Below are 25868 nucleotides of genomic sequence, written 5' to 3'. Positions count from 1 at the left end.
CCGGGATCAGGCGGTGCCGGTGGACGCGCTGCCCGGCGCCGGGTTGCCGGCCGGCGCCTTGCGGGCCGTCGGGACGGTGCCGGGCTGCCCCACCGGGCGGGTCGCCGCCGAGGGGCCCCGGGAGGCCCAGTCGTCGGGCAGCGTCGGCATGAAGCCATCGCCCAGCCGCTGCAGCGCCGAACGGGCGAAGGTCTGCTGCGTGGTCACCGTCCGCTCGGAGCGGCCCCGGCCGATGAAGCTGACCGTCCAGTGCAGCAGGGTCGTCACCCGGTGCTTGAACCCGATGATGTAGACGAGGTGCACGGCGAGCCACATCAGCCAGGCGACGAACCCGCTGAGCTGGACGCCCTTGATGCTGGCCACGGCGCTGAAGCGCGAGATCGTGGCCATGCTGCCCTTGTCCTTGTACTCGAAGTTCCGCATCGGCGGGCCACCGCGCAGCCGGGTGCTGATCGTCTTCGCGGCGTACTTGCCGCCCTGGATCGCGACCTGGGCCACACCGGGCAGCCGGTCGAGGGTGGCCATGTCACCGACGACGAACACCTCGGGGTGCCCGGGCAGCGTCAGGTCGGGCTGCACCTGGATGCGGCCCGCCCGGTCGAGGACCGCGCCGGACTGCTCGGCGAGCTGCTTGCCGAGCGGGCTGGCCGCGACGCCGGCGGCCCAGATCTTGCAGACCGACTCGATCCGGCGGCGGGTGCCGTCGGAGTCCTCCACATCGATCCCGCGGGAGTCGACGTTGACCACGCGGGCGCCGAGCTGGATCTCGACGCCGAGCTTCTCCAGCTTGGCGGTGGCCTTGGCGGCCAGCTTCTCGCCGAACGTGCCGAGCACCGACGGGGCGGCGTCGAGCAGGATGATCCGTGCCTTCGTCGTGTCGATGCGCCGGAAGTCCTGCCGGAGCGTGCGGTGCGACAGCTCGGCGATCTGCCCGGCCATCTCCACGCCGGTCGGCCCGGCGCCGACGACGACGAACGTCATGTAACGCGCGGCGTCGGCCGGGTCGGTTGTCGTCTCCGCCACCTCGAACACGCCGAAGATGCGCCCGCGCAGCTCCAGCGCGTCATCGATGCTCTTCATGCCGGGCGCGTGCTCGGCGAAGTGGTCGTTGCCGAAATAGGACTGACCGGCGCCGGCCGCGACGATGAGACTGTCGTAGTGCTGTACGTCCGTGCGCCCGAGCAGGTTGGACGTCACGGACTTCGCCGCGAGGTCGATGGACACGACCTCGCCGAGTTCCACCTTCACGTTCTCCTGGCGGCGCAGTACCTCACGCGTGGTCGGGGCGATCTCCCCCTCGGACAGGATGCCCGTCGCGACCTGGTAGAGCAGCGGCTGGAACAGGTGATGTGTGGTCTTCGCGACGACAGTCACCTCGACGGGCTCGCGCCGCAGGGCCTGCGCGGCGAACAACCCGCCGAAACCCGAGCCGATGATCACGACCCGGTGCTTTTGGTGTTCGTCGCTCGTAGCGGTCACAATCGCTCCCCACGTGCCGATGGGTGTCTGACGGAAGTGGTGCACGGTCCGTCCGCCTCTCCATCTTCCGCCGTGAAGCCGTAGGGAGATCGTGTTGATACTCACGTCCCGCCACGCGGCGTTCCCGACGGCCGACCACGCACTCGTCCCGGGGTGTTGTGTCTATCCGGGCGGGGCTGGTGACCGGCGGCGTCGGGCGGGCCTTTCCAGGCCGCCAACGGCGAACTTCAGGTGGGGAGATATCCCGGCAGACCGCCCGGACGGCGCCGCCGGCGTAGCACCACTCGGCGGGTCCCGTCGGGGTAGATGCGGGAGCGCTCGAGCTCCCAGTCCCCGAACTCGGCGTGCAGGGTGAGAATGGCGACCGCGGTCCGGCGGTCGGTGCCCGGCGGCATCGTCAGCCGCTGGTACTCGAGCTCCCTGTCGGCCAAGGCACATGCACCTCCTGGTCGCCGGCCCGTGGTGCCGGCCGCCCTGCCGCCCCCGCGCGGCCTCGTCCGCCGGCCGTCAGCCGGCCGCCCGTCGGCCCGTGCGGGCGCGGACCTGTCCCGCGAACCCGCGCCCACCTCGGCGAACGACGGGTGTCCCGTGGGGAAACCTTGGCGTAACGGCTCATCGAGCACAAGCCATCATCAGCCGCGGGTCACATCCGAGACGAGCGAGACCGGTCAGGGAACGTAGGACAGTGTGAACGCCAGCGTCGCGTACACGGTCATCGCCGCGGTCGAGACGGTGATCACCAGCATCCACATCTCGCGCCGCGCCGTCACCAGCGCGGCGACGAGCAGGAACGGAAATGCTCCGTACAGGTAGCGCTCCGAGGAGTCGAGATTGCTGCCCGTCAGCACCGCGGCGAGAACGAGACCCGACCACACGCAATAGGACACCGGCAGGGCCCGGGCCATGACCACCAGCGCGACGACCGCCAGCAGCAGCCAGGGAACGTGCAGCGCGGTACCGAGCTCGCCGTGCAGCGCGCCCTTCGCCGCGTCGACGACGGTCAGCAGCGGGTTGGCCGTGCTCCCGTGGCGGGCCGCGTCCCGCTGCATGGTCAGCGGGGCGAGGCCGTCGCCGTGCACCACCGCCGACCACAGCAGGTAGATCCCCGCCCCGGCCGCGGGCGCGGCCACCGCGCACAGCCGGGCGAGCGCCTCGGTCGCGGCCGCCCGCGGCGGCGGTGGGACACCCGAACGGTCCGGTGACGTCGCACCCAGGCGGTCCGGCGGTGGGGCGCCGAGGCGCCGGGCCAGGGGGAGCGGCAGCCCTCTGGCGGCCTCGATCGCGACGGGGACGACCAGCAGCAGGCCCAGCGGCCGGCACAGGCCGCCGAGCAGCCCGGCGGCCATCGCCAGCTCCCAGCGCCGGGTCCGCGCGCCCAGGAACGCGGTGACGGCCAGCAGCCCCGCCAGGGCCTCCGCGTAGCCCATCACCAGGACGAACGCCGGCGGGGCCAGCGCGGAGATCCAGATCACCCGGCGCACCGTGTCGTCGTCGAACCCCTCGACCCGCGCGATGCCGACCAGGGCGAGGGCGAACAGGACGGCGATCAGGTTCACCAGGACGAGCAGCACCTGGCCGCTGTGCCCGCCCAGGCCGGGCAGGGCGGTGAAGAGCCGGACCAGCAGGGGGAGCAGGGGGAAGAACCGGCGGCTCTCGACCCCGGCCGCGTCGTAGCCGTTGTCGGCGATGTTGAGATACCAGCCCGCGTCCCAGCCGAGCAGGTCCGTGGTGTCCAGCGTGGCGCCGTTGTCGCCGGCGACGGTGTCCGCGACGAACCTGGTCAGCGCCAGCGCCGCGCCCACCACTGCCCGCGCCGCGATCCAGGCGACGAGCACGTCCCGCAGGTACCAGCGCCGCGCCCAGGCCAGAGCGGCCGCGGCCCGGGTCGAGGTGTCCGCGGCCGTCGCCGGCCGGCCGTGGTCGGCGCCACCCGGGCCGCGTGTAGACCTTCGCCGGCTGCCGCGGGCGTAGAGGCGTTGCTGGCCCGGCCCGGTCCCCCCGACCGGATCCCGGGCCGGGCCGGGATCCGTCCCGAACGGCTCCGCCGCCGATACGGCTGCTGCTCCTGCCGCCGCCGCCGCTGGCGGTGGCGGTGTCTGTGGTGCCGGCACCGGCGTTTCCGGCGGCAGTGGTGCCCACCGGTCAGCCGTCCGACGGTCAGGCGCCCACGAGTCCTCCGGTACCCATGCCGGTGCCGGCGGGTGCGCTGCCGGCTGAGCCGCCCCCCACGGCCTGATCGGCGGCTCGTCCCTGGCCGCCGGTCCCGGTGAGGCGGCGGCCGGTTCCGGTTCCGGTTCCGGTTCCGGCATCACGGCCGGCGGGGTGGGCTGGTGCAGCGCCGGGTAGCTGGGACGTCCCGGCTCGAACCAGGAGCTCCCGGAGCCCGCCGGGTCCGCCCACGCGGCGGGCGCGGGCGGCACCGGCGGGACGGGGCTCGCGGGTGGGGCGGACTGCGCGGGTGGCCCGGACGGGGCGAACGAGGACTCGTACGCCGGCCCGGCCAGGTAGACCGGGCCGACGCGGGGGCTGTCGCCGTCCCGGCCGGGACCGGCCGGGACCGGCGGGAGCGGAGCGGGCCCGGCCGGGAGCGGTCCTGGCGGGAGCGCGGCGGGCAGCGCCGCCTGGCTTCCCTCCGGATCCGGGCCGCCGCCCTCCGTCATGCCCGCGGCGGGCTCGCGGCGGGCCGGATCCGGCTGACGTCCGCCCGGGTGCCAGCCGCGCGCGGTGGTCACGAGGGCCGGAACCGCAGCAGGGCGTAGTTCTCGTAGACCCGTGCCGGCAGACCCTGCTCCATCACCTCGTCGGCCACCGGCCGCTGCTCCTGCAACGTCGCCCGGACCTGGGTGCACAGCTGCTCGTAGGTCCGGTAGGCGCCCGAGCCGGCCATGAACACGGTGTTCGAGCCGGCCTCGGCGATCGCCCGGCGGGCGATCGCCACGCCGTTGGCGGACTCGTTGCGCTGCTCGTAGTCGACCCAGTCGACCCGGTCCGGGGCGGCGTAGGTCGGGACGACGTACACCTTGAGCCAGGACGGCACGGTGCGCGCGAGGCCCGGCCCGAGCTGGTCCGGGCACACCAGCAGGATGTCGCCCGGCCTGGCCAGGCGGGTGAGGACGGCCGCGGCCTCGCCGGCCTGGGACCGTTCCCGCCGCACGTCGCTCGTCCCGGCGATGACACCGACGAGCGCCGCGACCACGACCACGCCGTGGAACACCCGGCGGTCGGCCAGCATCGTCGCGCCCAGGCCCACCACGAGCAGGAACGGGACGAACGCCGTCGCGGTGTAACGGTCGGCCCAGGCGTTGCCCACCAGCTTGCCGGCCGCCACGGCGACGATCAGCGTCCCGGTGGCCAGGAAGAACAGCGTGCGGCCGGGCTCGAGGCCCTTCAGGTCGAGCAGGACGAACCGCCCGCCCAGCGGACGTCCGGCGATACCGGCGGCGACCAGGCCGGTGATCAGGAACAGCAGCAGCCGGCCGAGCGTGGTCGGCCCGCCGGCCCACTGCCCGTAGGCGTGGCTGACGGCGGCGAAGCTCGCCGGCTCGCCCCAGGGCGTCCCGGTGTGGGCGAGCTGGGAGCGGAAGTTCGGCAGCCACGGAGAGAACACCAGGCCGCCGGCGATGATCCCGACGATTCCGGTGACCGGGCCGCGGGGGTGCCAGGTGGGCACGGCCCGGCGCGCGCCGCCGGCGGCGTCGGCGAGCAGCTCGGGCGCGGCCGAGGGCTGCGCGGCCGTGGGCTGCTCGCCCGCACCCGCCGGTGCCGGTGCGCCCGGACGGCGCCCGCCCCGCGAGTGGGCCCCGGAACGCCCGGCGCGGCCCCGCCGGGCGGCCCGCGCCGCCGCCAGCCGGGGCCGGACGAAGACCAGCCCGACCAGCCACGCACCCACGGTCATCAGCAGGTAGAGGCACCAGTAGTGGGTCAGGGCCAGGCATCCCGACGCCACGGCCAGCAGCACCACGTTCCGCACCGACGGCGCGCGCAGCACCCGTTCCAGGGCCAGCCCGCCGAGCGCGGTGAGCAGCACGATCAGGCTGTACATCCGGGTCTCGGTGCCGAAGTACAGCGCGAACGGCGAGGTGAGGTACAGCACCACCGCGACCTTCGCGCCGCGGTCACCGACGAGCCGGCGTCCGAGGTAGAAGACCGGCACCGCGGAACCCAGGTTGATGACCGCGGACATCCCGCGCACCGACGCGGTGCTCTCACCGAAGACGCTGATCCACAGGTGCAGCAGGATGTAGTACAGGGGCGGCGAGCCGTCCTGGAGGAGCCCGTCCCACATGGTGGGCGCCGTACCGGACAGTGGCAGGCGGGCGATCGCCACGCTCTGTGCCTCGTCGAGCCACAGCGGCTGGCGGGCGATGAAACGCACCAGCACCGCCGCGGCGATGATCAGCACCAGCGCGCCCCGGAAGATCCGGTGCTCGCGGTCGGGTCGGCCTCCGACCCTGTCGACCGGCTCGGGGGTGTGTTCCGCCGGCCGCACCGCGACGTCGGTCACGGTCAGTCCCTTCGGTACCGGGGGCACGACTGCGACGGCGAGGTCCGCGGGTGCGGACGCCCGGCGCGTGTTCGCGCCCGTTGCTGCAGGTGAACGTGGACACGTCCACGGGTGAAACCTGGTCCTGACTGGTCCTGACCGGTCCTGCGGCGCCGCGCCGGCCGGCCGGGACCGTGCCGCGGAACGACAGAGAGCGGTGAACGGCGGGCGTCAGGGCCGGAGACCGGGCCCGACGCCCACCTGGAAGGCCGGCCCGGGGAGGCCGGCCCGCCGCTACGACCGGCCCGGGGAGGAGACCTCCTCGTGGTAGTCCTCCTCGACGTTGACCTCCCACACGTCGTGGCTCTTCCCGTCGATGATGTTCTCGACGGTGAGCATCGCGGTGAGCATGGAGTGGTCCTGGTTGTTGTAGCGGTGCATTCCGTTACGGCCGACCGGGTGGACGTTGGGAGCGTAGTCCTCGAGCCAGCCGCGGATGATGTCGACGTTCTTCTTGTAATCCATGTCGTAGTACGGGTATGCCTTGGGCATCCGCACGACATAGCCCTGCTCGACCTGGTCCGCCTGGACGAGGCCCAGCTTGGCGAGCTCCTTGGTGCCGAGCGCGATCAGCTCCTCGTCCGAGGAGTTCCACATCTCGTCGCCCTCGAAGACGAAGTACTCCAGGCCGAGACAGGTCCGGCCGTCCTTGACCAGGAACGGCGACCAGGAGGCGAAGTTCTGGATCCGGCCGACCTTGACGTCCGGCGCGTGGATGTAGATCCAGTTGTCCGGGAATCCGGCCGATTCGGGGACGACCAGCGCGACGGTGAGGAAGTCGCGGTACTTCAGGGCGTTCGCGGCGGCCAGGACGCGCGGCGGAACCGGCGGGTCCATCACGCGCACCAGCGACGAGAACGACATCGAGGAGATGAAGTGGTCGCCGGTGTACTGGTACTCGGTGCCGAGGTCGTCCCGGGACGACTCCGGCGCGCCGGCGCCCGGCCCGTAGCCGCCGGTGACCACTGTCGTGACACCGGTCGCGCGGCCGTTCTCGTGGTGGATCTTGCGGACCTTCTCCTCGAAGACGATCCGGCCGCCCTGCTTGACGATCTTGTCCGCCGCCGTCTCCCACATCATTCCCGGCCCGAACTTCGGGTACTGGAACTCCTCGATGAGAGAGGTGATGTCGGTCTGGTTGCGCTTGGGCAGCACCGCGTTGGTGATGGCGTTCATCAGCGAGAGGCTCTTGATGCGCTGGGCCGCCCAGTCGGACGGCATGTCGCTGACCTTCACACCCCAGAGCTTCTCGGTGTAGGTCTTGAAGAAGGTGCGGTAGAGCCGCCAGCCGAAACGGGCGACCAGCCAGTTCTCGTAGTTCGACTGGTCCTTCGGCGGGCGCAGCTTCGCCAGCGCGTACGAGCCGATGCACCGGGCCGCCTCGGCGACACCGAGCCCGCCCAGCGCGTTACCGGCCTTCAGCGGGTAGTCGAAGAACTTGCCGTTGTAGTAGATGCGGCTCGACCGCGGCCGGAGCAGGAAGTCCTCATCCGGCAGGATCTCGTGCCACAGCTTCTCGACCTCGGGGACCTTGGTGAAGAAACGGTGGCCCCCGATGTCGAAACGCCATCCGTCCCGCTGGGCCGTACGGCTGATTCCGCCGACCACCGAGTCACCCTCGATAATCGTCACGGGGATCTCCCGCTTCATCAGCTCCCAGCCGGCGGAGAGACCGGCCGGCCCGGCTCCGATGACGACTACCTCTGGCTTTTCGGTCACTGTGCCGGACCTCTCCTCAACGACAACGTCCGTGGTCTGTAGGGGGGTGTGCGCGCGGCGAGATTTCGCGCCCGCGACTGGCAGGACCCCTCCCGGTGCCGGAACCTTCGCATCCGGCCTCGGGGGGCAGTCTCGCATGACAGTTACCGTCGCCTCACCGGGCCCCCCGGCGCGGACGCCGCGCCGGGGGCGGCGTATGGCCCGGCGTCACCGTGTCCGTATGTGGCCCGTTGTCGCCCACCCGGCCGCCGACGGGGTCCGCACGGGCCGGTGGGACGGCTGCTCTGGCATCGTGCGGGCATGTCCTGCGCCCTACCCGACTCCCCGGAGCCGAAGTCGGCCGGGCCGGGCGGCCCGAGTGACCACCCTCCCCGGGGGACCGCCGGGGCGGCGCCGGTCCCGCTGGCGGGTCGTGCCGCGGGGGTGGCGGGGGCCCGACCGGAGGCGGTGGCGCTCCTGCTGGGCTGGTGTGGGGTCGCCGTGGGGATCAGCCTCTCCGACGGCCGGTACAGCCCGCTCGCCCTGGTCATGGTGCTCCTGGGCTGCCTCGCGGTGGCCCTCGCCGTCGCGGTGCCGATCGGTCGGGCCGGCCGAGGTGGCTGGGGTGGAGGTGGCTGGGGTGGCCCGCGGGTCCGGGTCGGCCGCGGCCGGCCGCGGGGACTTCCGTCGCGGGCCGCGGGTGTTCGGCTGGCCTGCGCGTCGTGCGGGATCGTGGTCGCCGCCGGGCCGATCCTGCGGCACCCGCGTTACTACGCCCACGGTCCGGCCGCGGCGGCCGCGGACGTGCTCGCCGCCGCCGCCGGCCTGCTCGCCGGCCTGGCGCTGCTGCGCTGCGCCGTGCCGTCCGGCGGACGGTGGGCGTACGGGCCCGCGGCCGGCCGGGCGCCGGGTGGCCGGGTGTTCTGGGTCGTGCTCGGCCTCGCGCTCGCCGCGGGGGTCGCGACGGTCGTCGCCGCCCCGCAACCGCGGATCGACGTGTTCCATCTCCTCCAGGTCTCCACCTCCGGGCTGGCCCGGGGCACGAACATGTACCGCCAGCAGTGGGGGCCGGATCGGGCCAGCTACACCGCCGGCGGGCTGTTCGACGTCTACCCGTACCTGCCGGGGACGTCCCTGCTGCTCGCGCCCTTCCGGTGGGTGCTGGGGGACGTCCGCTACGGGCTGCTGGCCGCCCTCGCCCTGGCGGCCGTGGCCGGCCGCGCGCTCACCCTCGCCCGGGTACCGGGACGGGCGTGGGACGGCGCCGGGGGCGTCGGCGGTGGCGGGGGCGTCGACGATGGCGGCGGCGGTGCGGCGGTGGCCGCCGCCGGTCTGCTGCCGTTGCTCGTCGTCGTCTTCCCGGAGTCCATGTACGCGCTGCAGCAGTCCTGGACCGAGCCGCTGCTGGTCGCGCTGCTCGCGGTGATGGTCTGGGCGGTCGCCGCCGGCCGGCCGACGCCGGCCGTCGTCGCGTTCGCGCTGGCCCTGGCGAGCAAGCAGCACGTGGCCCTGCTGCTCCCGCTCGCGGCCTGCTGGCCGGCGTTCGGTCCGCGCCGCGCGCTGGCCGCCGCCGGCCTGGGGGCGGCGGTGGTGGCGCCCTGGGTCGTCGCGGCACCGGGCGACTTCGTCGACGACGCCGTGCGCACCAACCTCGGCTACCCGGTCCTGGACCACTCCCTGTCCATCCCCGGCTGGGCCCATCATTTCGGGATCACCCTGGGCTTCGGCGTGACCGCCGTGGTGCTGGGCGCGGCCTACCTGCTGGCCTGGCGGGCCCGCGGCGGCGCCACCGGGTTCTGCGCGGGATCGGCGCTGGTGCTGCTCGCCCTCGACGTGATGAACAAGCAGACCTTCTTCAACCACTACACGCTGCCGATGGGACTGCTGGTGCTGGCGGTGGCCGCGGGCGGGGCGGCGCCTCGGCGCGCCGCGGCCCCGCCCCGGCGCACCGCGGCGCCGCCTCAGCGCAGGGTGGAGAACCGTTCGAGCGAGGCACCCTCGTAGAGGTCGCGCTTCTCGACCTGCAACGCCCGGTCCCGCAGGGACGCCAGCTGGTCGGAGAGCACCGCGCACGCGCCCTCCAGGAAGCGGTACCCGTCCGCGCGGACGAGCAGGACGGCGTGATCGGGCCCGGCCAGATCGTTGACCTCGACCGCGAAGGCCGCGCCGTTCGCCCGTTTCATCCGGTCGGCGTAGTCGACCCAGTCGACCAGCGCCGGCCCGGCCTCGTCGGCGTAGACGATCTCCCGGACGTCGATGCCGCCCCGGCGCTGGATCGCCCGGTGCACGGCCGGGCCGAGCTGGTCGGGGCAGTAGGCGACCACGTCCCCCGGCCGGGCGAGGTCGGCGATCCGGTTGGCGATCTCACTGGCCTGGGTCCGCTCCGTCCGGGCGAGCTGGTACCCGCCGAGCAGACCGCTGATCGAGGCGATCACGACCACCGCCACGAACGCCCGGTGCACCGGCAGCTGCGCTATCCCCAGCGAGGCGAGCAGCAGGCAGGCGGGCAGCGCGATCCCGGTGTACCGCTCCGCGTAGGCGCTGCCGCCGAACATGTTGACGAAGTACGCCAGCACCAGCGGCGCGAGCCAGATCGCGGCGAGGTACCTGCCGGGTGCCCGCCCGGAGATCTTGACGTGCAGTTCCCCGCCGAGCGGACGGGCCGTCAGCCCGATCAGCGCCCCGCCGAGCAGGATGATGCCGAGCAGCGCGCCGGTCGACTGCGGGCCGGCCCAGTCGAAGACCGTGTCGAGCAGGACCTGGGCCTGCACCCGGGGCGCCCACGGGGTGCCGGTGTGCAGCATCTGGAAGAGGAACACCGGCATCCAGGGCGCGAACAGCACCGCCGAGGCAGCCATCGCGGCGAACGCCCGCAGCGCCGGTCGACGGTAGTGCTCCCGCCGCCGCGCCTGCAGGAGCAGGAACGCCGCCACGGTGAACACCACCAGGAACGTCCAGTAGTGGGTGTAGACCAGCGCGGCCGTCGCCAGCGTCAGCGCGGCGAGCCGCGGCAGGTCCGGCCGGTTCAGCGCCCGGACGGCGGCGAAGCCGAACACCAGCACGAGCAGGACGACCAGCGAGTACATCCGCGTCTCGCTGCCGTAGCGGATCGCGTACGGCGAGCAGGCGAACAGCAGGAGGGCGGCGAGCCCGACCCGCCGCTCGGCCGACGGCCCGCCGTTGCCGAGAGCGGTCGCCGCCCGGCCGACGTACCGCCCGGCGAGCCAGGCCAGCGGGAGCGTGGCGAGGGAGAGCACACCCGACAGCGCCCGGACGGCGATGTCCCCGTCGCCGAACAGCGTGATCCAGACGTGCAGGAGCAGGTAGTAGAGCGGGGGTGACCCGTCGTGGCGCAGTGCCTGCAGCAGGTCCGGCACCGGCCGGGACGCGATGCCGACGGTGAGTGACTCGTCGAGCCACAGATGGCTCGGGGTGGCGAACCGGAGCACGGCGCCGGCGGCGACGGCCAGCACGGTCCCGGCCAGGAAGAACTGGTATGAGGCCGCGATCGTCCAGTCCCGAGCCTGGCGGAACCGGGCGATCAGCCGCGCCGGCTCGGACCGCGCCGGAGCGTCGGCCCGCTGGGCGGGCCCGGTCCGGTCACCCGGCTCAGCCTCCGCGACAGGAGTCTCCGTGACAGGGGTCTCCGCGTCCGGCGGGGTTCCGGTGTCCGGTGGGCCCTCGACGGCCGGCTCGGCGCCCACCGGCGGCTCGGCGCGCGGGGGCCGGCCGGTCAGCACCGCGCGGTCGCCCGCCGGGTCCGGCGCCGACCGGGGCCGAGGGGCCACCGCCGGGGCCGCCGGCCTCCCGGCCGCCGGCTCCGCGGCAGTGCCCGTGACCTGGCCGGTCGGCAGGTCGTCTGCGCTCACCATCCGCACGCTACCCATTCGCACGACGCACGATCTTGCCGTGCTGTCGTGTGCGGGTTGTCAAGGGGGTCATGGTCCGACCGGCTCCTTCGCGGCCGGCGCGAGCCCGGCCGCCCCGGTGCCGGCGGCGAGGGCGGCGCCGAAGCCGCCCGCGCCCGGCTGGTGGTCGGGGTCGCCCACGTCGTCCATCGACCCGAAGGGCTCCGCGGACTCGCCGGTCAGCAATGCCGGGAGCAGGGTCGCCCGCCGCCGGCCACCCGCGTCGCGTACCGCCGCCCGCAGCGCCGGGCCGTTCACCGACACGACCGACAGGTGGCTGCGGGCCCGGGTCATCGCCGTGTAGATCAGTGGCCGGGTCAGCATCCGGCCGGCCTCCGGTGGGAAGACGCCGACCACGGCGGCCCACTCGCTGCCCTGGGCGCGGTGCACCGTGACGGCCCACCCGTGGCGCAGGTCCACCACACCGTGCGAGGGGACGTCCAGCTCCCCGCCGGGAAAGGCGACCCGCAGGCCACCCCGTTCGCCGAGCGCGACGACCACGCCGATCTCCCCGTTGGCGAACCCCACGTCGAGGTGGTTCGCGGTCGCCACCACCCGATCGCCGACGTCGAAGCCGGAGACCTCGCCGCGACCCGGGTTGAGCGCGTTCTTCAGCGCCGTGTTGAGCGCGCCGGTGCCGGCCGGCCCCCCGTGCACGGGGGTCACCACCTGCACGTCCTCGGTGGGTATGCCCAGGGCCCGCGGAATCGAGTCGGTGACGAGCTGGACGACGCGGTGCGCGGCCTCGCCGGAGGAACGCGCGGCCACGACGACGACCTCGCGGCCCGGGCCGGGCGGCGGCAGCTCGCCGCGGCGGACCGCCGCGGCCATCGTGGCGATCGCGCCGCCGTCGGCCTGCCGGTAGAGCCGGGTCAGCTCGGTGATCGGTGTGACCTCCGCCTCCAGCAGGTCGGCCAGGACCTGACCCGGCCCGATGCTGGGCAGCTGCGCGGGGTCGCCGACGAGGAGCAGGTGGGTGCCGTCGGCGCAGGCGTCCAGCAGGGCGGCGGCCAGCTCGGCGTCGAGCATGGACGTCTCGTCGACGACGACCAGATCGGCCTCGATGGGGTTGTGCTCGTCGCGGGCGAACCCGCCGCCGCGACCCTGCGCCCCGAGCAGCCGGTGCAGGGTGCTGGCCGGCGCGCCGCACAGCTCCTCGAGCCGTTTCGCCGCCCGGCCGGTCGGCGCGGCGAGCGCCACCTCGACGCCGGCGGCCTCGGCGAGCCGGACGACCGCGGCCACGGTACGGCTCTTGCCCGTCCCGGGACCACCCGTCAGCACGCTCACGCCGACCTCCAGCGCGGTGCGGGCGGCCCGGAGCTGGACCTCGTCCAACCCGGCCACCGCGTGGTCGGCCGCCGCGCCCGGTTCGCCACTGTCGGAGCCCATGGTCGCGCCGTCGTCGGGTGTCCCGTCGTCCGGCGCGTGGTCGCCCGGACCGTCGTCGTCATCCGTCGTGTCGTCGTCGAACATCGAGGTCGGTGCCGGCGGCGCGTCGACCGTCGGGCGGTGGTCGCCCGGCCCGCCGGGGCGTCGCCGGGCCCGCCGCCCGCCGGCCTCCTCCGGCCGGAACGGCTCGGCGGTCGCGAGCAGCCGCTCCACCCCGTCCGAGATCGCCTGCTCGGCCATCGCGTACCGCTCGAGGGCGAGGCGGTCGTCGACCTGGATCAGCCGGCCGGAGTCGAGCGCGGCGGACAGCGCGTCGAGCGGTTCGGTGACCCCCTCACGGACGGCGGCCCGGGCGACCTCGGCCACCGGGGCGGCGGTGTCGCCGGCCCGGCTCGCCGCCCGCCCGAGCAGGTGCAGGAGGACCGCCGGGCCGCGGCGAGGGTCCGCCCGGCCCAGCCCGAGGTGGCGGGCGAAACGGTCGGCGTCCCCGAGCTCGGCCTCGCCTCCCTCGAGCAGCGACCACGGGTCCGCGCGCAGCGCCTTGGCCGCGGCGGGACCGAGCGCGTCGGCCAGGCCCCGGGCCAGTCGCGCCGGCAGCCGCGCCGCGACCAGCATCTCCACCGCGGCGTAGGTGGGTTCCGCCGCGCGGAACGTGTCGAGCAGCCGGCGGGCCCGCGGCCCGGAGACACCCGGCACCGAGGACAGCCGATGCAGGTCGACGTGCTCGCGCCGTTCGACGCCGGCCTCCTCCAGCCGGCCGGCTGTCGTCCGGCCCAGGCCCGGCCACAGGCCGGCGGCGCAGAAGGCCTTGAAGACGACGGCGTCGTCCGGGACCGGATCCGGACCCGGGGCCGCCGGCGAGCCGGCGGCGCGGTCCTCGACCGCGGCGGCGGTCGGAAACGGGGAGTCGGCGGCGTCTTCGGGCATGGCGGAAGCGTAACGACGCCGGCTGCCGCCCCGAGCCCGCCCGCTCGGTAGCGTGGTGGAGCGGGTGGTCCGTAGGTAGTCCGATCGCGTATTTCGGTGTCAACGGCCGAACGATCGAATCCAGGCGTTCGGCCAGGTCAGCGGGCCTGTCCCAGCCGAGCCGACCGGGCCGCGCGTGCCCGGCACCCCACTTGCGGGCCGGTTGGTGTCGCCTGGTGGTACGCGCCGTAGCGCGGTGGTACGCATCCGCGGGCCGGCCTGCCGCCGCACCACGAAGGGAAGGTCCGAAGTTGACCACCGTCCTGCTGGTCCGGCACGGCCTCACCGCGGTCACCGGCAAGATCCTGCTCGGGTGGACCCCGGGCGTCGGGCTCGACGAGCGGGGCCGCGGTCAGGCCGAGGCGCTGGCCGCGCGGCTCGCCGGGATCCCGCTCGCCGCGATCGTGTCCAGCCCGCTCGACCGCTGCCAGCAGACGGCCGCGGCGATCGCCCGGAGCCGTCCGGAGGGCCCGTCCGCGCCCGCCGGCGTGCAGAGGATCGACACCGACGAGCGGATCGGGGAGTGCCACTACGGCGACTGGACCGGGCAGGAGCTCGCGACCCTGGCGAAGGAGCCGCTGTGGAAGGTGGTGCAGGCCCAGCCGAGCGCGGTGACGTTCCCCGGCGGGGAGGCGCTGCGCGACACCCAGTCCCGCGGCGTCACCGCGGTGCGTGAGTGGAACGAGCGCCTCGGCCCGGACGCGACCTGGCTGCTGTGCTCGCACGGTGACGTGATCCGGACCGTGCTCGCCGACGCCCTCGGCATGCACCTCGACATGTACCACCGGATCACCGTCGACCCGTGCTCGCTGACGGTCGTCCGTTACGGCGACCACCGGCCGTTCGTCCGGCGCGTCAACGACGTCGGCGGCTCGGTCGCCGACCTGCTGCCCGCCCCGCCGGCGGCGGACGGCGCGGGCGCCCCTCCCCGCGAGGACGAGGTCGTGGGCGGCGGCGCCGGCGCCGAACCGGCCGCGGACGGCGGCAGGCCGGCCCCCGGTCCCGGGACGGGCGGGGCCGGATCGGGCGGGGCCACCTCCCCGGTGGCCCCGCGGACGTCCAGACTGGAACCGTGAGCGTCTCCGCGGCTGGGCCCGACCATGGCCGGCGCGTGCCCCTGGACCCGCTCGACAGCGGCGGGCTGGAGGTCGCCGAGGCCCTGTCGCTCCTGCGTGCCGGAGAGCTGGAGATCACCGGTCGGCTGGTCGACGCCAGCAACGCCACGCTGCTGTGCGAGATCCGGGCCGACGAGGTCAGCGGGCGGTGCGTGTACAAGCCGGTGCGCGGCGAGCGGGCCCTCTGGGACTTCCCGGACGGGACGCTGGCGGCCCGTGAGCTGGCTGCCTACGAGGTCGCCGAGGCGATGGACCCGGGCATCGTCCCGCCGACCGTCATGCGCGACGGCCCCTTCGGCGCGGGGATGGTCCAGCTCTGGATCGACGTCGACGTGACCGTCGACCTCGTGGCGCTCGCCCGGTCGGACGACCCACAGCTGCGGCGCATCGCGTTGTTCGACGCCGTCATCAACAACGCCGACCGCAAGGGCGGGCACCTGCTCCCGGCGCCGTCCGGGCGGGTGCACGGCATCGACCACGGCGTGACGTTCCACACGGACGACAAGCTGCGCACCCTGCTGTGGACCTGGCGGGGGCAGCGGCTGGACGCGGCGGAGACCACGCTTCTGCGGGAGCTGCGCGACGCGCTGGGCGGTGATCTGGGGGAGCGGCTGGAGCCGCTGCTGACCACGGCCGAGCTACGGGCACTGGGAGCCCGGGTCGACCGGCTCCTCGCCGAGGGCCGTTTCCCGTTGCCCTCCGGGGACTGGCCGGCCATTCCCTGGCCGCCGTTCTGAACCGGTGGACGTGGCCTGACGGGGCCGCCGGCCGCGACACGCCCAGGCGGGGGTTGTGCCCTGCTCGTCACCGGCCTGCCCGGCTCGTCCCGCGGCCGGCCCGGCCCCGGTTACCCTGACACGCATGCAGGCGTGGCCCTTTCCCCAGCTCCCCAAGCTTCCCGGACAGGGTCGCGACCTCCGCGTTCTCGACACCGCGCACGGCGGAGTGCGGACTCTGGACCTCGGTCCGACCGTCCGGCTCTACGCCTGCGGGATCACCCCGTACGACGCCACCCACATCGGGCACGCCTTCACCTACCTCACCTACGACCTCATGCAGCGCGTCCTGCGGGACGCCGGTCACGGGGTGCGGTACGTGCAGAACGTCACCGACGTCGACGATCCGCTGCTCGAGCGGGCCACCCGCGACGGCATCGACTGGCGTGACCTCGCCCGGCGCGAGATCGACCTGTTCCGGGCCGACATGACGGCGCTGCGCATCCTGCCCCCCGACCACTACGTCGGCGTCGTCGAGGCCGTCGGGCTCATCGTCGACATGGTCTCCCAGCTCGTCGAGCGTGGCGCCGCGTACCCGGTCGACGGTGATCTCTACTTCTCCGTCGCCGCGGCGCCGGACTTCGGCCAGGTGGCCCACCTCGACCCCGGGCGGATGCTGGTGTCCTGTGCGGAGAACGGCGGTGATCCCGGCCGACCGGGCAAGAAGGACCCGCTCGACCCGCTGCTGTGGCGGGCGGAGCGGCCGGGGGAACCGTCCTGGCCGTCGCCGTTCGGCCGGGGCCGGCCGGGCTGGCACGTCGAGTGCTCCGCGATCGCCCGGCACTACCTGGGCGCCACGATCGACATCCAGGGCGGCGGGAGCGACCTCGCCTTCCCGCACCACGAGTGCAGCGCCGCGCACGCCGAGGTCGCGAACGGTGCCCGGCCGTTCGCCCGCGCCTACGTCCACACCGCGTTGGTCAGCCTCGACGGCCACAAGATGTCGAAGTCGCGGGGGAACCTCGAGTTCGTCTCGAGGCTGCTCGCGCGCGGAGCGGACCCGGCCGCGATCAGGCTGGCCCTGTTGCAGCATCATCACACCGTGGAGTGGGAGTGGACCGCGACCGCCATGCCGGCGGCGGTCGAGCGGCTCGACCGGTGGCGCGCCGCCGTCGCGCTGCCGTCCGGGCCCGACTTCCGGCCGGTGCTGGCCGAGGTCCGGGCCCGGCTCGCCGACGACCTCGACGCGCCGGGAGCGCTCGCCGCGGTCGACGTGTGGGCGGCGGCCGCACTGGCCGCGGGCGGCACCGGGGCGGACGACCAGGCGCCGGCCACCGTCCGTGACACCGTCGACGCGCTGCTCGGTGTCGACCTTGGGCCTGTCCTACCGAGAGGAACCTAGCCGATGGGGGCGCACCACCGCCGGGAGTCCCCCGGCGCCGCCATGGACCGGCCGACCTTCGACGAGGCACCGCAGGGATACGACCCGCGGCAGGTCGACGAGTACCTCGGGGTCCTGTGGCGGTACGCGAGCGAGGTGACCTCCCGGGCGGCCGCGGCCGAGGCGGCGCTGCGCCACGAGCGCGACCGGCGGGAGGCCGAGGCCCGCCTCGCCGAGGGTGTGCCCGCCCAGGCCGGTGGGCGCATCGGGCTGATGCTCGAGATCGCGCAGCGCGAGGCCGAGGACATCATCGCGGGCGCCCGCCACCTCGCCGAGTCGGCGCTGGAGGAGGCGGTGGCGCAGGCCGGGGCGAATCACCCGATCGTCCGGGAGGCCCGGGAGCAGGCCGAGAAACTGATCCTGGACGCGGTCGAGGAGAGCCGGCGGCTCGCGCTGACCCGGCACGAGGACCTCGAGGCCGAGATCGTGCGCGGAACGCACTCGCTGGAGGCGCTGCGACGCCAGCAGGGTGAGATCATCGGCGCCGTCCTGCGGCTGCGCAGACTGCTCGGCGGGGACGAGATCGACCGGGCGGTGACCGACCTCGCCCGCGCCGGCCTGTCACCCGAGGACGTGGCCTCCGAGGATGTCGCCTCCGCGGGCGGCGCGGGCGGCCGACGCGGCGCCCGCGCCGGTTCCGGTGCCCCGGCGCACCCGCACCCGGCCGGCGCCCCGTCGGCGGCCCCGTTCACGCCGGGCCGATCGCCGGCGGGTCCCGGCCAGCCGGCCATGTCGGAACAGCCGGTGCCACCAGGGCAGCCCGGGTCGCCGCAGCCGGGATCCCCGCAGCCGGGGCCGGGCGGGGCGGCGTCCAGCCGACACTTCCCGTCTTCTTCCGGCCACACCAACACCGGCACCGGTCAGACCGGTGTCGGGGGGCCGGGCGGCACCGCCTACGCCGCGCCCGGGTACGCCGCCGCCGGGTACGCGGCGGCTGGGCACACCGCGGGCGGCCCCGCCGGTACCGGTCATCTGGGCGCGAGCCGCACCGGCGCGTCGGCGTCGGCGGCCGCCGGGGCGACAGGCTCCATGGGGGGCCTGGGCGGGGCCTGGGCCACCTCGTCCCGGCTCACGGCGGACAACGGCCAGACGGCGCCCTCAGCCGCCGCGGGCCCCGCGACCGCCGGCGCCACGGCCGCGGGCCCCGCGACCGCCGGCGCGGCGACCGTGGGCGCGCGGCGCGGCCCGGGGCGCCATCGCCAGCGGGACGTCCCCGAGGCGGAGCCCTACCCGACCGACCTCCCCGGCGGCTTCGTCCCCGGCGGGCCGGCCGGCGGGGACGCCGGAACCGGCCCGGTCCGGATGCCCCCCGCGGGCTACCGTCCCGCCGCCGAGGAGGACATCATCGACGCGGAGATCGTCGAGGAGTAGCTCCCGGGGCCGGCCGGGGTTGGAGTCACTCCCCTCGGCGGCGCAGGTAGCGCTCGAACTCCCGGGCGATGGCGTCGCCGCTGGCCTCGGGCAACGCCGTCTCCGGCTCGCGCGACTCCAGGGAGCGGACGTACTCGGCGACCTCGGTGTCCCCGGCGGCGAGCTCGTCGACCTGCCGCTCCCACGCCTTGGCCTTCTCCGGCAGCTCGCCGAGCGGGATCTCCATGTCGAGAAGATCCTCGACCCGACGGAGCAGCGCGAGGGTGGCCTTCGGGCACGGCGGGTTGGCGACGTAGTGCGGAACCGCCGCCCAGAACGACACCGAGGCCAGCTCCGCCCGGGAGCAGGCGTCGGCGAAGACGCCCACGATGCCCGTCGGCCCCTCGTAGCGGGAGGCCTCCAGGCCCAGCCGCGCGGCGGTGGCCGGATCCCCGGCGGTACCGCTGATCGGGACGGGGCGGGTGTGCGGCGAGTCCGCGAGCAGCGCCCCGAGCGTGATGACCATGTCGCTGCCGAGCGCGTGCACGGCCTCGATCAACTCGTCGGTGAACCCCCGCCAACGCATGTTCGGCTCCAGGCCCCGCACGAGCACCAGGTCGGAGTCGGAATTGGCCGGCCGCGCCACCGAGAGCCGCGTGGTCGGCCAGGCGATCTTGCGGGACGCGCCGTCCGCGCCGCTGACCGTCGGCCGGTTGACCTGGAAGTCGTAGTAGTCGTCCGGGTCGATCGCGCCGATGACGCGTGCGCCGAAGACGTCTTCCAGGTGCTCGACAGCCGCCGACGACGCGTCAGCGGCGTCGTTCCACCCTTCGAAGGCGGCCACGACCACCGGCGACCGCAGCTGGCCGACGCCGGAGAACTCGATCACCTACCACCTCCTGCCGCCCCGCGGCGGCCCCCTGCCCCCGTGACAGTGCAACCGTACGTCCTCCCGATCCGAGAGAACGCCTGCTGTCCAGTCTGCCGCGTGATCGCAACCTCCGCCTCAAGGGCATCGACGCCCCCGGTCCGTGACCGGTAAGCGGGCGGGGATCGATCCATCGTGTCCATCCCGTCGCAGAGGTTATGTCGGGCGGGACCTGTCAGGTTGATATCGGGTATGTGCCGCGTTCCACCGACGGCGGAACCGGGGTGCCCGCGGCCACCGCCGCCAAAGGTCGCCGGCCCCGGCCCGTGGTCCGGCCCGGTGCCCGCGGAGGGCCTTCCGTTCCACCCCGGTACCCTTTCAGGGTGCGTCCCGAACTGCTCTCCGCCGCGGCTGTCGGCCCGGTGCGGCCGTCCGCGGGCCGCGGCCCGACCGGTGCACCGGAGGACGACACCCTGTGAGCGACCTCCCGGCGGCGGTCCTGTTCGACATGGACGGACTGCTCGTCGACACCGAACCGCTGTGGACGATCGCGGAGAACGAGGCCGCGGCGCGCCTGGGCGGGCGGTTCACGCCCGAGATGAAGCTGGCCATGATCGGCCACGGTATCGACACCGCCGTCCCGATCATGGTTTCGATGCTGGGGCGCCCCGTCACGGACGAGCCCGCGACCACCGAGTTCCTGCTGCGCCGTTCCGCGGAGCTGTTCCGGGAGCCGGGCGCGGTCGTCGCGCAGCCCGGGGCGCTGGAGCTGCTGGGGGCCGTCACGGCGGCCGGGGTGCCGACCGCCCTGGTCTCGTCGTCCTACCGGGCGCTGGTCGACGCGGTGGTCGCCGTACTGGGCGCGCACCACTTCACCGTGACCGTGGCCGGTGACGAGGTCGCCCGGCGCAAGCCGTACCCGGATTCCTACCTCGCCGCGATCCGGCTGCTCGGGGTGGATCCCGCCGCCTGCGTGGTCCTCGAGGACAGCCTCACGGGTGCCGCGGCGGGCGTCGCGGCCGGCTGCGCGACGGTCCTCGTCCCGTCGATGCCGATCGCGGCGGCCGATGTGCCCGGCCAGGTCACGGCCCGGGTCGACAGCCTGCACGCGGTCGACCCGGGCCTGCTGGCCGAGCTCGTCCGCCGCCCGGACCCGGCCCGCGCCGACCCCGGCTGAGGGCCGGCCCGCGCCAGGCCGGGCCGGGGTCAGGTCGTGGCGATCGCCCGCAGGATGTCCATCCTGGCGGCCCGCCGTGCCGGGAAGACCGCGGCGAGCACCCCCATGATCGCGCCGGCGATCATCACTGCGATGATCGTTACGACGGGATAGGCGAAGGTCGTCACCCCCTGGGTCCGCAACGCCCCGGTCAGCGCCCAGCCGAAGAAACTGCCGACCAGCACGCCGAGCACCGCGCCGAAGACTGAGATGATCATTGATTCGACGATGACCATCATCCGCATCTGCCGCCGGGTCATGCCGATCGCCCGGAGCATCCCGATCTCCCGGGTGCGCTCGATCACCGAGAGTGCGAGAGTGTTCACGATGCCGAACAGCGCGATCACCACCGCCAGGGCGAGCAGCACGTACACGACCCCGAGCAGCTGGTCGACCTGCTGCTCCTGCTGGGCCACGAACTCCGACTGGTCGCGGACCTCGACGTTCCCGAACGGCTTGATCACCGTGTCGATCTCGGACCGGACCGCGACCGGATCGGCGCCCTCGGCCAGCTTGAGCATGACGAACAGGTCGAGGTTGTTGTTCGAGTGCTTCTCGAACTCGCTGGTCGCGATGATCGCGGGGCCGGCGATCGCGCTCTTCTCGTAGGTACCCACCAGGGTGAGCTCGGTCGGGCCGTCCGCAAACGTGACCGGGACGGGCGCGCCGACCCGCAGCCCCCGCTCGGCCGCTGTCGTCTCGTCCACCAGCAGGGAACCCGCACCCAGCGCGTGGACGTCGCCGTCGAGCTGCTTGATGGACAGGACCTGCAGCAGACCGGCCGGATCGCCCGCGAGCACCGACGAGTCCGCGTCGCCGATCTTGACCGAGCCGCCCCGGATGCCGGTGGAGACCGCGACGCCGGGCTTGCCCTGGAGCCCCGCGGCGACCTGCGGGCTGAAACCGGCGAAGTTGGTCCCGGTGATGTAGAAGTCGGCACCCAGGCTCTCCGACACCGTCGCGCGTACCGACTCCTTGATGGACTGGCCGAGCACGGCGAACGCGCTCACCAGAGCCAGGCCGATCATCAGGGCCGACGCGGTGGAGGCGGTGCGCCGTGGGTTGCGGATGGCGTTCTCCTGGCCGAGCCGGCCGGTCGTCCCGAAGATCGCGCGCAGGGGTATGCCCACAACCCGGGTGATCGGCGGGGCCAGCAGCGGCGAGAGGGTGGCGATGCCGAGGAACACGAACGCCGCGCCGGCGCCGACCATGCTCGCGTTGGGGTTCTCCCCGCGGGCCAGGCCCGCCACCAGGCAGATCACGCCCAGCGTGGTCAGCGCGCCGCCGCCGAGCGCCCGGGTGCGCAGAGACCTGGTGGGCAGCACGTACGTCTCGCGCATCGCCGCCACCGGCGGCACCGACGCCGCCTTGCGGGCCGGTACGAACGCCGCGAGCCCGGTGATGACCAGACCGACGCCGTAGGCGAGCAGGAAGGTCCGGGGCTGGAAGACCAGCGGACCGGACGGCAGCGAGATCCCGAACGCGCCGACGGCCGCCCGCAGACCTATCGCCAGCAGGGCCCCGAGGGCCAGCCCGGTCGTGGCGCCGATGAAACCGACGATCAGGGCCTCGACCTGGACCGAGAGCTGCACCTGGAACCTGCTCGCGCCGATCGCGCGCATCAGCGCCAGCTCGCGCACGCGCTGCGCGACCAGCATCGTGAAGGTGTTGAAGATGATGAAGGCGCCGACGAACACCGCGATGCCGGCGAAGACCAGCAGGAAGGTCGAGAACCCGCTGACGGCGTCCTGGACCGCGCTCGCGTTCTCCTCGGCGAGCTGGGTGCCGGTGATCGCCTCGACCCCGGTGGGAAGCACCGCGGCGACCCGGTCCCGCAGCTGCTCCTGGGAGACGCCGCCGGCCGCGGCGAGGCTGATCGAGGTGAACTGGTCGGGCGCGAGCAGCAGCCGCTGCGCCGTCGCCGTGTCGAACGTGGTGACGGCGGCACCGCCGAGGCTGTCCTGCCCGCCGATGCGGAAGGTGCCGACGAGGGTGAACTCCTCGGGCTGCCCCCGGGTCTGCACCGAGATCCGCTGGCCGAGCGTGAGGTGGTGTTTGTCCGCGGTCGACTTGTCGACCGCGATCTCCTGGCCGTTCGGTGGCCGGCCGTCGGCGATCTCCTCCGACCCCGTCGCGGTGCCGCCGGTCCAGTTCGTTCCGATGCCCGGTGCGCCGCCGCTGTTGAGCGGGTCGCCCGACGCGGGGTCGATCAGGACGGCCTGGCCCCGGACCGTCCCGGTCGCCGCGGTGACCCCGGCCACCTTGGCCACGGTGGGGATCAGGGTGGCGGGCACCGGCAGCCGGTCGGCCTGTTCACCCGACCCGACCGCGTTGACCCTCCGCACGGAGACACTGACGTTCTTGTTGATGTCGGTGAACAGGGTGTCGAACGTCCGGTTCAGCGTGTCGGTGAGGACCAGGGTGCCGGTGACGAAGCTGACACCCACGACGACCGCGAGCGCCGACAGGACAAGCCGGACCTTGCGGGCCAGCAGGCTCCGCAGCGTGGCGCGCAGCATCCGTCAGGCCCACCCGGTCGGATTCGCCCGGCCCGGGCCCCGGCCGGTGCCCCGGTCGTAGCCCCGGGCGCTACCGTGCCCGCGCGCGTCGTGGGGCCCGCGGTCGCGGTCGTCCGGAGCGCGGTACCCGTCGATCTGGCCGGCGTCGTACCGGCCGGCGTCGGCCTGGGCCGCCTCGAACTGGCTGGCGTACCCGCCGGTGCGGGGGTCGCCCCGGTGCTGCCCCGGGCTCGGGTACTCCCCGGTGTGCGGCCCGCCGGGGTAGCCCCCCTGGCCATAGCCCGCGGCCAGATGATCGTCCACCGGCCCGACGTAGCCCTCGTCGTCGTATCCGGCCGGTGGATAGTGATCGGCCGGATAGCCGCCCGTCGGGTAGCCACCCGTGGCGTAGCCGTGGTCGTCGTACTCGGGGCCGCGCGGCTCGGGTGGCCCCGGCGGCAGGTCGTCGTAGTCGGGTTCGGGTTCCGGCACGGCTTCGCCGCGTACGAGGGCGTCCAGGTTCTTCATCCGGTCCAGGACGGCGTCCGGCGTGGGCTCGGCCATCGCGTCGACCAGCCGGCCGTCGGCGAGGAAGATCACTTCGTCGGAGTACGAGGCGGCCGTGGGGTCGTGGGTGACCATCACGATGGTCTGGCCCAGCTCGCGGACCGAGTCGCGCAGGAACGACAGGACCTCCGCGCCCGACCGCGAGTCGAGGTTCCCGGTCGGCTCGTCGGCGAAGACGATCTCCGGGCGGGTGACCAGGGCCCGGGCACACGCGACCCGCTGCTGCTGGCCGCCGGACAGCTCCGGCGGGCGGTGCCCCAGCCGGGGCGCGAGGCCCACGGCGTCGACGACCATCCGCATCCACTTCTGGTCGGGTTTGCGGCCGGCGATGTCCAGCGGCAGCGTGATGTTCTCGGCCGCGGTGAGCGTCGGCAACAGGTTGAACTGCTGGAAGATGAAGCCGATCCGGTCCCGGCGGAGCTGGGTGAGCTGCCGGTCGTTGAGCCGGGACAGGTCGACGTCGCCGATGAAGACCCGCCCCGTGGTCGCCGGGTCCAGCCCGGCGAGGCAGTGCATCAGGGTCGACTTGCCCGAGCCGGAGGGGCCCATGATCGCGGTGAACCGGCCGTAGGGGAAGGTCAGGTCGATGCCCCGCAAAGCGGTGACGGCGGTGTCACCCGAGCCGTAGACCTTGGTGAGTCTGGAGGCCCGCGCGGCGGACCCCCGGCCGCGCTGTGAACCGCCGCGGGCACCGTCGCGGTCCGATGCGGTGCGTCGGGCCATGCGTTCCTCCAACTGTCGCGAACTACCTCACCGATCGGCGGTCGGCCCCCGCGGAGTGCCGGGATCCAGGCCCCGAAGGGACAACGCCGGAGAGGTGATCCGCATCCTCCCGCCGCCCACGTCCGCCGCCGACGGTAACCGCCCCCGACACCGCCCGGGACGCCGGATCTTCCCGTTCGGTGACCGCCCGGGTGCGCCAATGTCCGGCCCACCCGGGGGCCGCCGTCCGAAGGTGCCCTCGGGTACCCGAACGGGTGCCCCCACGTCTGGTCCGCCACATTGCCGAATGGCCAGGTAGGGGGCATCTGCCGCGATTCGGCGGACGGTCGGGTGGTTCAGCCGTCCGCCTCGCAGACGGCGGGGGCGGCGTCGTCCACGGGCAGCTCCGCGTGCTTCTCCGGCAGCGGGGGAGGGGTGCCACCGAAGGCCGGGCACCGCGACTTGTGGTCGCACCAGTCACACAGCCGGTTCGGGGTGGCCCGCCAGTCGCCTGTCCGGTGGGCCCGGGCGATGGCCGACCACAGCGCCTCGATCCGGCGTTCGGTGGCGCGCAGCTCCGACTCCTCCGGCGCGGCCCGCAGCCAGGTTCGGTCGCCGAGGTAGTACAGCCGGAGCTCGCGCGGGATGACGCCACGGGAGCGCCACAGGACGAGAGCGTAGAACCGCATCTGGAACATGGCCGCGCCCTCGAAGGCCGGGCCGGGAGAACGGCCCGTCTTGTAGTCGATGACGCGCAGCGCGGTGCCCTGCGGGGTCTCGGCGGCGTCGAGACGGTCCACGTAGCCGCGCAGCCGGAGCCCGGAGGGCAGGACGTGCTCGACGTAGAGCTCCCGGGCGGCCGGGGCCAGCCTGGTCGGGTCCTCGAGGGTGAAGTAGCCGGTGAGGAGGTCACGGGCGCTGTCCAGCCAGGAGTTCAGGGCGCCGTCGTCGTCGAACAGGTCGCCGAGGGCCGGGTCGCGGGCGAGCAGGTCGGCCCAGACCGGCTCGACGAGCTCGGCCGCGGCCGGCTGGGTCCGGCCCCGGGCGGGCAGGTCGAACAGGCGCTCGAGCACGCCGTGTACCACCGTGCCCCGCGTCGCCGCCTCGCTCGGTGCCTCCGGCAGCCGGTCGACCACGCGGAAGCGGTAACGCAGCGGGCAGTTGACGAAGTCGGCGGCCCGCGAGGGCGACAACGACGCGGTCACCGGCGGCGGTGCCTGTGCCGCCGGGGCCGGGGCCGGCGACGACGTCGACGGCGGGGCCTGGACCGCCGTGGGACCGCGGCCCTCATGCCAGCCGGGCCCGACCTGGACCGGCCCGGTCGGGCAACCTTCGGCGGCCGGGCCTGGGGCCCGGGTGGGCGTCGTGGTCATGGCGTCGACCCTAGAACCCGCCACCGACACGATCGGCGC

General features: G+C 74.3%; 17 protein-coding genes. 6 read left to right on the top strand and 11 right to left on the bottom strand.

Annotation, left to right across the window (positions count from 1 at the left end; genetic code table 11):
• Window positions 1-6: 6 nt before the first annotated feature.
• The 5 genes from B056_RS34615 to B056_RS0100330 all read right to left on the bottom strand — a co-directional run bounded on the left by B056_RS34615 (window position 7) and on the right by B056_RS0100330 (window position 7741).
• Window positions 7-1479: an NAD(P)/FAD-dependent oxidoreductase gene (locus tag B056_RS34615; RefSeq protein ID WP_035749777.1), complete on the bottom strand. Its 1473-nt coding sequence runs from the start codon at window positions 1477-1479 to the stop codon at window positions 7-9.
• A gap of 227 nt (window positions 1480-1706) precedes the next feature.
• A complete protein-coding gene (locus tag B056_RS0100345; protein ID WP_018499906.1) occupies window positions 1707-1910 on the bottom strand; it encodes a DUF5703 family protein in 204 nt (67 codons plus the stop codon).
• Window positions 1911-2147: 237 nt separating this feature from the next.
• Window positions 2148-4211 (bottom strand): mannosyltransferase family protein, encoded by a 2064-nt coding sequence (locus B056_RS0100340; protein ID WP_230202748.1) that lies wholly within the window; start codon window positions 4209-4211, stop codon window positions 2148-2150.
• On the bottom strand, window positions 4208-5983 hold the full coding sequence (locus B056_RS0100335) for a glycosyltransferase family 39 protein (protein WP_026239161.1): 1776 nt from the start codon (window positions 5981-5983) through the stop codon (window positions 4208-4210). Before B056_RS0100335 ends, B056_RS0100340 begins: the two co-directional genes overlap by 4 nt.
• Window positions 5984-6256: 273 nt before the next feature.
• Entirely contained in the window at window positions 6257-7741 is a 1485-nt protein-coding gene (locus B056_RS0100330; protein ID WP_018499904.1) for an NAD(P)/FAD-dependent oxidoreductase, read from the bottom strand.
• A 300-nt stretch (window positions 7742-8041) separates the two neighbouring features.
• Here B056_RS0100330 and B056_RS0100325 point away from each other — a divergent pair, with 300 nt between their 5' ends.
• Window positions 8042-9724, top strand: coding sequence for a glycosyltransferase (locus B056_RS0100325; RefSeq protein ID WP_230202747.1), 1683 nt, complete (start codon window positions 8042-8044; stop codon window positions 9722-9724).
• Here B056_RS0100325 and B056_RS0100320 read toward each other — a convergent pair.
• Both B056_RS0100320 and B056_RS0100315 read right to left on the bottom strand, forming a co-directional pair.
• A complete protein-coding gene (locus B056_RS0100320) occupies window positions 9682-11592 on the bottom strand; it encodes a glycosyltransferase family 39 protein (RefSeq protein WP_018499902.1) in 1911 nt (636 codons plus the stop codon). The genes B056_RS0100325 and B056_RS0100320 overlap by 43 nt on opposite strands.
• A gap of 66 nt (window positions 11593-11658) precedes the next feature.
• Window positions 11659-13944, bottom strand: coding sequence for an AAA family ATPase (locus B056_RS0100315; protein WP_018499901.1), 2286 nt, complete (start codon window positions 13942-13944; stop codon window positions 11659-11661).
• A gap of 290 nt (window positions 13945-14234) precedes the next feature.
• Here B056_RS0100315 and B056_RS0100310 point away from each other — a divergent pair, with 290 nt between their 5' ends.
• The 4 genes from B056_RS0100310 to B056_RS0100295 all read left to right on the top strand — a co-directional run bounded on the left by B056_RS0100310 (window position 14235) and on the right by B056_RS0100295 (window position 18626).
• The gene (locus B056_RS0100310; RefSeq protein ID WP_018499900.1) at window positions 14235-15059 is read left to right on the top strand and encodes a histidine phosphatase family protein; all 825 of its coding nucleotides are present in this window, start codon (window positions 14235-14237) and stop codon (window positions 15057-15059) included.
• Entirely contained in the window at window positions 15056-15835 is a 780-nt protein-coding gene (locus B056_RS0100305) for an SCO1664 family protein (RefSeq protein ID WP_026239160.1), read from the top strand. Before B056_RS0100310 ends, B056_RS0100305 begins: the two co-directional genes overlap by 4 nt.
• A 124-nt stretch (window positions 15836-15959) precedes the next feature.
• Window positions 15960-17216 (top strand): cysteine--1-D-myo-inosityl 2-amino-2-deoxy-alpha-D-glucopyranoside ligase, encoded by a 1257-nt coding sequence (gene mshC, locus B056_RS0100300; RefSeq protein WP_035749712.1) that lies wholly within the window; start codon window positions 15960-15962, stop codon window positions 17214-17216.
• 3 nt (window positions 17217-17219) lie between these two features.
• Window positions 17220-18626, top strand: coding sequence for a DivIVA domain-containing protein (locus B056_RS0100295; RefSeq protein ID WP_026239159.1), 1407 nt, complete (start codon window positions 17220-17222; stop codon window positions 18624-18626).
• A gap of 25 nt (window positions 18627-18651) precedes the next feature.
• On the opposite strand, the gene B056_RS0100290 is transcribed toward B056_RS0100295, so the two are convergent.
• On the bottom strand, window positions 18652-19494 hold the full coding sequence (locus B056_RS0100290; RefSeq protein ID WP_018499897.1) for a PAC2 family protein: 843 nt from the start codon (window positions 19492-19494) through the stop codon (window positions 18652-18654).
• Window positions 19495-19948: 454 nt separating this feature from the next.
• Between B056_RS0100290 and B056_RS0100280 the strand changes: the two genes are divergently transcribed.
• A complete protein-coding gene (locus B056_RS0100280) occupies window positions 19949-20650 on the top strand; it encodes an HAD family hydrolase (RefSeq protein WP_018499895.1) in 702 nt (233 codons plus the stop codon).
• 29 nt (window positions 20651-20679) lie between these two features.
• Here the strand turns inward: B056_RS0100280 and B056_RS0100275 are convergent, their stop codons facing one another.
• The 3 genes from B056_RS0100275 to B056_RS0100265 all read right to left on the bottom strand — a co-directional run bounded on the left by B056_RS0100275 (window position 20680) and on the right by B056_RS0100265 (window position 25829).
• Window positions 20680-23208 (bottom strand): ABC transporter permease, encoded by a 2529-nt coding sequence (locus B056_RS0100275; protein ID WP_018499894.1) that lies wholly within the window; start codon window positions 23206-23208, stop codon window positions 20680-20682.
• A gap of 3 nt (window positions 23209-23211) precedes the next feature.
• A complete protein-coding gene (locus B056_RS0100270) occupies window positions 23212-24477 on the bottom strand; it encodes an ABC transporter ATP-binding protein (protein WP_018499893.1) in 1266 nt (421 codons plus the stop codon).
• 335 nt (window positions 24478-24812) lie between these two features.
• A complete protein-coding gene (locus B056_RS0100265; protein ID WP_035749774.1) occupies window positions 24813-25829 on the bottom strand; it encodes a RecB family exonuclease in 1017 nt (338 codons plus the stop codon).
• Between the last annotated feature and the right edge of the window lie 39 nt (window positions 25830-25868).

Origin of the sequence: Parafrankia discariae (genome assembly GCF_000373365.1) — a bacterium.
GTDB classification, from domain to species: Bacteria; Actinomycetota; Actinomycetes; order Frankiales; family Frankiaceae; genus Parafrankia; species Parafrankia discariae.
This window is presented reverse-complemented; position numbering and strand designations above follow the sequence as displayed.